Raw genomic sequence first — 8,045 nt, forward strand, 5'->3', positions numbered from 1 at the left:
AGACTTGGGCAGGTTGCCAGCGTGAGCTGACACCTCACGCCCGCGCTTCAACTCCCTCTCCTCACGGGACCATTGGGTGTTCCCACGGCGGCCTTGGGCTGGTGATTGTGGAGCGGTCGGGCAGAGCGCCGGACCTGCCGGGCGTGACTCGGCCGCTTTCGATCGGAGTGCCGCCGTGTACCCCTTTCCCCGCCCGGACTTGCCGCAGGTGTCCGACGACCTCGACCCGCCAGCAACAGCGCCGGCCGATCGGCCGGGCAGCAGTCTGTCCGTCGCAGGGGCCCAGTTCCAGGTCCTTTCCTCGGACGAGGGTTGGATGCTGCGCGCAAGCATGCCCGGGGAAAGAACGGCGCTGTACGGGCCGTGCGCCGGGGAAGCGCGAGCCGACGCGTGGCTGCACCAGCTCGCGGCCTGGTGGCTGTGGCCGCGGGCGCAGGTGCGCGGCGTCTGGGGATGCCTCGCCCGGGTGGAGGAGGGCTGGGTCACTGCTCTGGCTCACATCGCCCTCTCACCGCAGGTGCAGGGTCACCCGGATGTGCAGGCCGCCGAGGAGTACGCCGCCCGTCACCTGATCACACCCGCTCTTTGGTCGGACGTGTCGGACTCGGGTCTGCCGGAGGCGGTCCGCAGGATCGAGAAGCAGTTCTGGGTGCGTGAGGGGTTCCGGGTGCTGGCCACGTGGGCGAGCAGCACGCTGGGGAGCCTGACCCGGGAGGCCTACCGGTCGCGGGAACTGGCGCGGGGCAACTTCCCGAGCGTTGACCTCGCGGAACGTCTTGGGGTCTCCCACGCGACAGTCTCCAGCGCGACGACGGGACGGAGTTGGGACCCGCCGATCAACAGGGCACGAGGGGTTCTCGCAAGCCGAGCGCGTAGTGCCCGGTAGTACCAGGCAGCCCGCTGAACGCCGCAGCGCCCCACCCTGTCTGGGTTGGGCGCTGCGGCGTTCAGCGGGTGACGGGCCGGTCCCACAAGGCCGCCCAGGTGAGCGGTCCGACCTCACCGTCGTCGGCGAGCGGCCAGCCGTTGGCCGCGGAGTCTCGCTGGAACGCGGTGACCGTGGTTCGGGTGTGCTCCCCATACCAGCCGTCTGCGCCGTCAGGGCCGACGCTCCAGGTCCGTTCGATCAGTCGGGCCTGCACAGTGCGCACGTCACCACCGTGCATCAGCGGCTCGGTGAGCCGCAGGATGCGGCCGGGGAAGGGCGGGGCGCCCGACACCGGCCCGGACGGCGGCGCGGGCGCCGGTCCCGTGCCCGATCCGACCGGCCGGGGTGCGCCGCGCTGGATCCAGCCGTACAGGTCGTCGCCCGGGCAGTCCGTGGCGTAGCCGTCGCGATGGCCGCGCACCTCACCTCCGGCACCGCCGGACGCCTGGCAGTACTCGATGGCGTCGACCAGGCCGTCCAGCATCGCGTCCGTCGGCGAGGTGATGCCGGAGGTTCCGACCATCGCGCAGACCGCGTAGTGGCCGGTGTTCAGCGCCGAGTTGCCGTTGGCGCCGTTCTTCCGACCCAGGCCCCGCCCTTCGAACACGGACCCGTGCGGGCACACGACGAACGAGTACGCGATGTCGATCCAGCCCTCTGACGCGTTCGCCATGTGCGAGGCCTGGATGTCGCGGACGTGGCCGGCGCATCGGCCGTGATCGGCGGCGAGCGCGCCCGGGACAGCCGATCCTTCGTAGTGGATCTTCACGCCTCGCGTGGAGGTGATGCGGGTGTAGGAGCCGGTGGGCGCCGCTGCGCCCCACTCGGCGCGGGAGACGAGCTTCATTGGCCCGCCCCCCGCAGGCAGTCGTTCGGGTAGCTGATCGGCACGGTGTCCTCCCGGAAAGGGGGTGGATGGTGTGCCGGGAAGCTAGGTCCGCGCCGCAGCTAGCGTCGCGTCGTCACGTGGCGGGGTTGGCACCCTCACCCACTTCGGCGAACAGCGCCAGAGCGGCGCCGATCTCGCCGGGCAGGAGGGTCGTTGAGGCCGACTTGCTCTGCTTGGCCGGCGTGTCAGGCTGCTGCCAGTCGATGCCGGCTGAGGCGAGCACGGCGACGAGGTGCTGGACGGCGGCCGCGAGTCGGCTGGCATTCTCGCCGGACAGGGCCCGGCCTTCCTTGCTGTCCACAGTGGTGAGGGTCTTGAGATGGGATGCGACCCGTTCCAGATCCGGTACCAGCGGCGCGACTGCGGCGTCCGCGCCGCCGCCTTCGACGTCCAGGACCAGGCGCACCGGACGCGGTGGGCCTGCGGTCGGCTGGCCGTCGCCGTCCAGGGTGTACGGCACTTCCCAGGTGGTGGTGCCGTAGCCGTCCTCGGTGTACTTCCACAGCGAGGCGATCACCCGGTCCGGGTACGTGCCGATGATCTGGAGCGTGCCGCCCCCGAACTCGTCGTCGCTGGTTGGCAGAAGGCGCTGTTGCACGGAGGCGGTGATCGTGTCGATGCGCTCTTCCAGCGTCCCGGCGAGCGGGGCGAGTTCGACTTCGGCCTCCCGTAGCAGTCCGCGGGCCTTGGCGTCCGGGTGGTTCTTGAGGTCGAGGGTGGAGGTGTAGGGGTTCGCGCCGAACAGGACTGGGCTGTACTCGTACAGGTCCAGGTCGGTGATGTGTCGGGCGCCCTTGCTGCGCTTGGAGGTGCGGACCTTGTAGCCGATCGACCACTGCACCTGGTCGCTGAAGAACTGCAGGTTGGCGTACATGTCCTGGCCGGCCTGGGTGGAGAGGTTGCAGCGGCCCTTGACCAGGAGCGCCCCGGCCCCGGCGGGCCAGGGCTGTCCGTCCGGCAGCGTGGCCGGGAGCCGGGGGTCCCCGGGCATCAGCTCTTCGATGTGCTCGGTGCGCGCGGTCCAGACGTTCCAGTCGTGCGACCACACGCCCTTCGGGGTGAGCTCGGCCAGGGTGCGGGTGTAGGCGCCCGGCTCGATGACGTCGCCGTCGTGGTCCAGGAGACCGGTGACACTCACAAGGGTGGTGAAGGCGCCCTGTTCGTCGTCGGTCTCCAGGAGGCCGAGGGTCGCCTGCTTGTGGTCCAGCGTGCTGCTGGCTGTGCGTGCTCCCACCGTGTCGCTCCCGTCCGAGGCTTGGTGCCGGCCACCGTAGGCGCGGATGGGACCTAGGGTCTCGCCTAGTCCTCGTAGCCGAAGTAGTCGTCGTGCTCCTCGGGGTGCACCTCGTAGACGTGCCAGTCGCCGGGCCCGGCGAGGACGACGACTTCGTTCTCGTCCAGGCAGCCGATGCCGGTTCCTGGGACGGCGAGGATGCGGGTCACCGGTACGTCGCCGCTCATGACGTGCCCGGACACGTCGCCGCCTTGTGTGGCGAACTCCTCGGCGATGTGTTCCTCGGTCGAGAAGGACGACAGTGGGCGCAGTGGGAGGTCGGTGATGGACCCGGAGCCGTTCACCCCCCGGGTGTGGGTGTCGTCGTAGTCGTCGGTGAAGCCGCGGTGCACGGTGACGTGGTCGATTCCCACGGTGGCGAAGTGCTCCTGAGTGGTCTCCCACATGGCGGTGAGGAAGGCGTTCAGCACGTGGCCGTCTTCGGCGAGAACTTGTTGTGTCTCGGCTTCCAGTTCCTCGTGGCCGTGGTCCCAGGGCAGCGTGTCCGCGAGGTTGAAGCGGCGGCGGGCTGTCTCCTGTAGCGCGAGGGCGTTTGGGTCGTGATCGTTGGCGGTGGAGGCCCAGCCAGCTACCAGGTGGGAGACGGCCTCGGCGCGGGCGAAGTCGCGGTACTCGTCGCCGGTCATCCGTGTGTAGCCCCACGGCTCTTGGCGGGCTCTGCTGTCCAGGTCGGCCTGATCGACGTACTCGGCGTACCCGTAGGCGCCGTAATCGTGCTGGTAGGCGGCGAGTTGCCCGGCCCGTACTCGGGTGAGGCGCTCGCGCTGCCGATCGGACAGCAGTTGCTCGTCCGTGATAGCGCTCATGCGCTGGGCAAGCGAGCCGCACATGGCGGCCTTGACCTTCCCCGCGGAGCGATGACGGCTGCCGAGCAGCTGCGCGTCGGTGACGTGCTGGCTGTCGGATCGGGTGCCGGGGAGGGCTGCTGGCGCGGTGCCGGCGTGCTCGGCGAAGCGCCCGCGGCTGTCTCGGCTGTGGCGGTGTTCGTCCCACGGGCGAGTCTTGGCCCGCAGGCGCAGGGTGACGGTGGTGGGCTCGGCGTACACCGTGCTGCTTTCTGCCGGGTGGTGTGGGTCGCGGCAGGCTGGCAGCGGAAGGGACGCAGCGTCGCGCCGAGCGCATGACTGAGCAGGCGTCAGTCGGCTAGCTGCCAGTGCCAGGTGCCAGGGCCGGCCAGAACGACGACCTCGGATTCGTCCAGGCAGCCGATCCCGGTGGCCGGGGTCGCGATGATGCGACCGGCGGGCACGATGGCGCTCATGACGATGCCGGGTCCCTCGTCGGTGGCGAACTGGTGGGCCACGTCGGGGTCGAGGGAGAACGCCGAGAGGGGGCGCAGGGCTGGGTCGCTGAGGGTATTGCTGTCGGCTGCCCACCCGGCGGGCGGTTTGCCGTAGGGGGTGCTCATGCCACGGAACACCGTGAGGGAGCCGAGGTTGGCTTCGGCGAGGTGGGTCTGGGTGCGGTCCCACATGGCGGTGAGGAACACTTCGAGAGCGAGCCGGTGGGCGGCCTGGTGGTCGGCGGTGGCCTGCGCGAGGTGGTCGACGCTCGGCCAGTCGGCGGCCGGCTGCAGGCCGAAGTGGTCGCGGGCGGTTGCTTGAAGCGCGAGGGCGGCTGGGTCCTCGTCGTTGGAGGTCATCGCCCAGGTCGCGACCATGCGGTTCACGGCTTCCGATCGCAGGAGGTCGCGGGCCTTTTCCGGGCTGACCTGCGTCCACGAGGAGTGTGGGGGCGAGCCGCCGGGGCCGGTGGTGCGCAGCTGCCCGGTCTCCGGGTCCTGGTGTGCGGTGGCGTAGCCGTTCTGGACGTTGGCCAGGCGGGTGCAGTCGTTCTCCGCGAGGAGCGCATCGTCCGGTACGTCATTCAGGTCCCGGGTCAGGCCCGCGACGACGTTGGCCTTGTATGCCTGCGCTACGCGCTCGCTGTCGCCGTCCCGGAACACCAGGCCGTGTTCCTCCTCGTCGAGCCGCGGCTGCGAGCGTGGACCGCGGGCGGGCCGGGCTGCGGCGGCCCGGATGCGCTCGAGTAGCGGGTCGGTGCTGGCGCCTGGCGTGTGCGCGAAGCGCCCCTGGCCATCCCGAGGGTGCAGACTCTCGCGGAAGGACTGCTGCTTCACGCGGAGGCGCAGGTGGATGGCAGGAACGACAGGGTTCGGCACGGCACTCCCTCGGCAGCGCTGGGGCAGAGGGGGCACAGTGCCAAGAAGTCACCGATAGCGTCGCTGCGTCGCAGGACCGCCGATCCGAGTTCCGGCCTACGGAGTTCGGCGAGGACGCGGGATCAGGAGGACGGGTCGGCTGCGGGCTCCTGATGGGCCTCGTCCAGCAGCTCCTGGGGGGCGGCCTTCCCGAAGGGCTGGGTCAGGACGCGGCGGGCCGCCTCGCGCCGATCGATGCCGAGCACTTCAGCGAGGCCGTCGAGCGTGGTCACGGGGTTTCCGTTGGCGTAGCGGATGTCCCAGCGTCGGCTGCGGATCCAGTCCTCGTTGAGCTGCTGCCGATCGCTGGGTGGGGTTCCGGTGCTCATGCTCCATCCTCACACGTGCCCGCCACGGACCCTGGGCGGGCACGTGGCGGGCTTGACGGGGGGTCAGTGCTGGATCCGCCATGCCAGGCGGCATCGGCAGTTAAGGGCCTGTCCCGGGGGCGCCTGGGGGTCGCCAGGATGGCGCAGCAGGTCCTGTCCGACGGCGAAGGGCTGTCCGAGCGGTTGGGTCTGGCCATCGGCGGCTTCGTGCTCGGGTCGGGTCCGGCCGTCGTCGTGGGCGACCCAGCGGCGAACAAGGCCGGCGCGGGCGGTCGCGGCGGCGGCCTGGTCTCGGGCGATCTCGATGGTGGCGGTGGCCAGGCGGTTGGCCGTGCCGGTGGCCCAGGCCGCGAGTGAGCGCCCCCAGTCTCGGGTGGTGTCGGTGATGCCGGGGAGGCTCTTCCCTGCGCGGTCGGCGTGTCGTACTTCCTCGGCGAGGACGCTGGCCTGTTTGGCCAGCCAGTCGGTGAGCAGCGGGGCGAGTGCGGGCCAGACGGCGACCGTGCTGGTGCCGGTTGAGCCGAGGGCGGCGTTCAGTTCGTTCGCTGCGGCGTCGGAGGCGTGCTCGATGAGGGGCTGGAGGGCCTGGGTCGCTTCCTGCTGCCACGTCGCCACGTCGACGACCTGCTCGACCGGTAGGTCCTTGCTGCCGGCCCGGGTGTCCTCGGTACCGCGGTCGTCCCAGTGCCGGGTGCCCTTGCGGTGTCGGGGGGCGCTGAGCCGGGCGACGGTACGTTCGGTCCAGCGGACGGCGAGGGTCTGGAGCGCGTCGTCCAGGCGGGTGCGGAGTGTCTCGGCGGCGGTGTCATCCAGCGGCAGGTCGGTGGTGGTGTCGAGGGCCTTGGCCATACGTGGTGGCTGCCTGGTGGGCGGCGAGGCGGCCGGGGTGAAGGCCTGGGCGTCGGCGGCGCGGGCGGGGACCGGGATGCGGCCGGAGGTGACCCACAGGGCGCGGGTCGCCGGGGTGTCGTCGACCTCATCGGAGTAACCGGCGAGTTCGGCGTAGGAGCGGACGGACCGGACGCCGGCGGCGACCTCCTCGCGGGCCTCGGTCAGGCGCTTGGAGCGGGCGTTGCGCAGCACGTCGATGTCGGAGGTGTCGAAGTAGACCTCGTTGCTGTCGCCGGCGTCCTCCTGGAAGCCGGCGGCGAGCAGCGACAGGTGCGGCGGCATGGTGACTTCCCAGAACTGCAGCTTCTCGGCCTGGGCGTTGTCGTAGGTGCGGCCGCTGGCGTTGCCGAGCTGGGATTCGGGGACGCCGAACGCGGCCAAGAGCTCAACCTTGGAGTTGAGGGACACGGTCTCGTAGGCCATGTCCCGTGGGGTGGTGGAGGTGTCGGTGACGGTGATGTTGCCGCCGGTCAACACGGTCCAGGCACCCGCAGCGGACGGCCCGCCACCGAACTTGGCGCGCAGCAGCCGCAGTTCGCTGTCGTCCATGTCGCCGTCAATGCCGATGACACCGCCGGGCCGAGCGTCGTTGTGGACGAAGCTGAGGTTGTAGTGGCGGGTGAAGAAGTCGAGGTCGGCGGACAGGCCGGCGGCTTCCAGCGGGGTGATGCCGGAGTAGGGGTCGAGGGGGTGGGGGTTGCGGATCCATCGCACCCGGTCCACGTCAAGCGTGCGCAGTTCGCCCGTCGGCGTGACGGTCTCGAAGTGGGAGACGAGGTCCGCACCCTTGCCGGGGACCGGCCTGGTGCGCCCCGGGGGCAGGAGGTCGATACGCAGGAGGTCGCCGCCCCGGCTGAACGTCGGCTCGAGGAAGACGCCGCGCTTGCTCAGCAGGAGCTGCATGCTCGCCCTCTTCTTGAGGATCCAGGCGACCTCGAGGGGGTTGGCCTTGACGTTCATCGCCTGGTAGAGCGGGTGGTCGGCGAGCGGCGGCAGGGGCTCATCGGAGCTGTCGCTGCGTGGGCGCACACGCAGGAGTCGGTCGGCGGCGTGGTTGGCGATGGTGTCCACGGCCTTGTAGATCCACACGGCGCGTTCCATGCCGTCCTGGACGGCTCGTTCAACGGACCACGGCCGGGCCCGGTCGATGCCGGCGGGCGACCAGTTGAGGGTGTAGTTCGGCTCGCTCTTGGTGTCCGGCGGAGTGCTGCGCAGGGTGGGGAACCATCGGCGGGACATGGGCGGGGCTCCTCCTACTGCTGCTCGTTGTCGCGCCCGAGGATGGTGGCGACGGTGAGCGCGCACAGGCTGGTGCAGGCCGTGCCGAGACGCGGGTCCGTGGTGTAGGCGGCGGTGTTGAGTCCCGCAGTGCCGAGGGCGAACAGGACTATGGCGGCGATGTCGCGGGCCCCGCGGGGTGGCGGGGGGGCGGCGGGGGTGTTGGTTGGGGGGGTGGGGGGGCGGGGGGGGGGGACGGCACGCCGGCGAGGCCGCCCCCCCGCGTAGGGTACACA

General features: G+C 70.9%; 7 protein-coding genes and 1 pseudogene. 1 reads left to right on the forward strand and 7 read right to left on the reverse strand.

The features are described 5' to 3' along the window. The first annotated feature begins 208 nt into the window (after nucleotides 1-208). Entirely contained in the window at nucleotides 209-886 is a 678-nt protein-coding gene (locus ACIOFR_RS26060; RefSeq protein WP_401001357.1) for a hypothetical protein, read from the forward strand. A gap of 61 nt (nucleotides 887-947) precedes the next feature. Here ACIOFR_RS26060 and ACIOFR_RS26065 read toward each other — a convergent pair whose 3' ends face one another. From ACIOFR_RS26065 to ACIOFR_RS26095, 7 genes and pseudogenes are all read right to left on the reverse strand, one after another. Further along, nucleotides 948-1,775, reverse strand: a complete 828-nt coding sequence (locus ACIOFR_RS26065; protein WP_401001359.1) for an N-acetylmuramoyl-L-alanine amidase — start codon at nucleotides 1,773-1,775, stop codon at nucleotides 948-950. A gap of 115 nt (nucleotides 1,776-1,890) precedes the next feature. Then, a complete protein-coding gene (locus ACIOFR_RS26070; protein WP_401001360.1) occupies nucleotides 1,891-3,051 on the reverse strand; it encodes an HK97 family phage prohead protease in 1,161 nt (386 codons plus the stop codon). A gap of 65 nt (nucleotides 3,052-3,116) precedes the next feature. After that, nucleotides 3,117-4,157 (reverse strand): hypothetical protein, encoded by a 1,041-nt coding sequence (locus ACIOFR_RS26075; RefSeq protein ID WP_401001362.1) that lies wholly within the window; start codon nucleotides 4,155-4,157, stop codon nucleotides 3,117-3,119. An 89-nt stretch (nucleotides 4,158-4,246) separates the two neighbouring features. Beyond that, on the reverse strand, nucleotides 4,247-5,272 hold the full coding sequence (locus ACIOFR_RS26080; protein ID WP_401001364.1) for a hypothetical protein: 1,026 nt from the start codon (nucleotides 5,270-5,272) through the stop codon (nucleotides 4,247-4,249). 122 nt (nucleotides 5,273-5,394) lie between these two features. Continuing rightward, nucleotides 5,395-5,640, reverse strand: a complete 246-nt coding sequence (locus ACIOFR_RS26085) for a hypothetical protein (protein WP_401001366.1) — start codon at nucleotides 5,638-5,640, stop codon at nucleotides 5,395-5,397. 63 nt (nucleotides 5,641-5,703) lie between these two features. Next, nucleotides 5,704-7,770: a phage portal protein gene (locus ACIOFR_RS26090; RefSeq protein WP_401001367.1), complete on the reverse strand. Its 2,067-nt coding sequence runs from the start codon at nucleotides 7,768-7,770 to the stop codon at nucleotides 5,704-5,706. A gap of 14 nt (nucleotides 7,771-7,784) precedes the next feature. Next, a pseudogene (locus ACIOFR_RS26095) lies at nucleotides 7,785-8,045 on the reverse strand (hypothetical protein); the annotation flags it as partial.

The sequence above is a fragment of the Kitasatospora sp. NPDC088346 genome (genome assembly GCF_044740765.1).
Lineage (GTDB): Bacteria > Actinomycetota > Actinomycetes > Streptomycetales > Streptomycetaceae > Kitasatospora.

Coding starts and splice junctions, on each gene's coding strand:
- ACIOFR_RS26065 (WP_401001359.1), bottom strand. CDS start 1,775: ATGAAGCTCGTCTCCCGCGCCGAGTGGGGCGCAGCGGCGCCCACCGGC.
- ACIOFR_RS26085 (WP_401001366.1), bottom strand. CDS start 5,640: ATGAGCACCGGAACCCCACCCAGCGATCGGCAGCAGCTCAACGAGGAC.
- ACIOFR_RS26090 (WP_401001367.1), bottom strand. CDS start 7,770: ATGTCCCGCCGATGGTTCCCCACCCTGCGCAGCACTCCGCCGGACACC.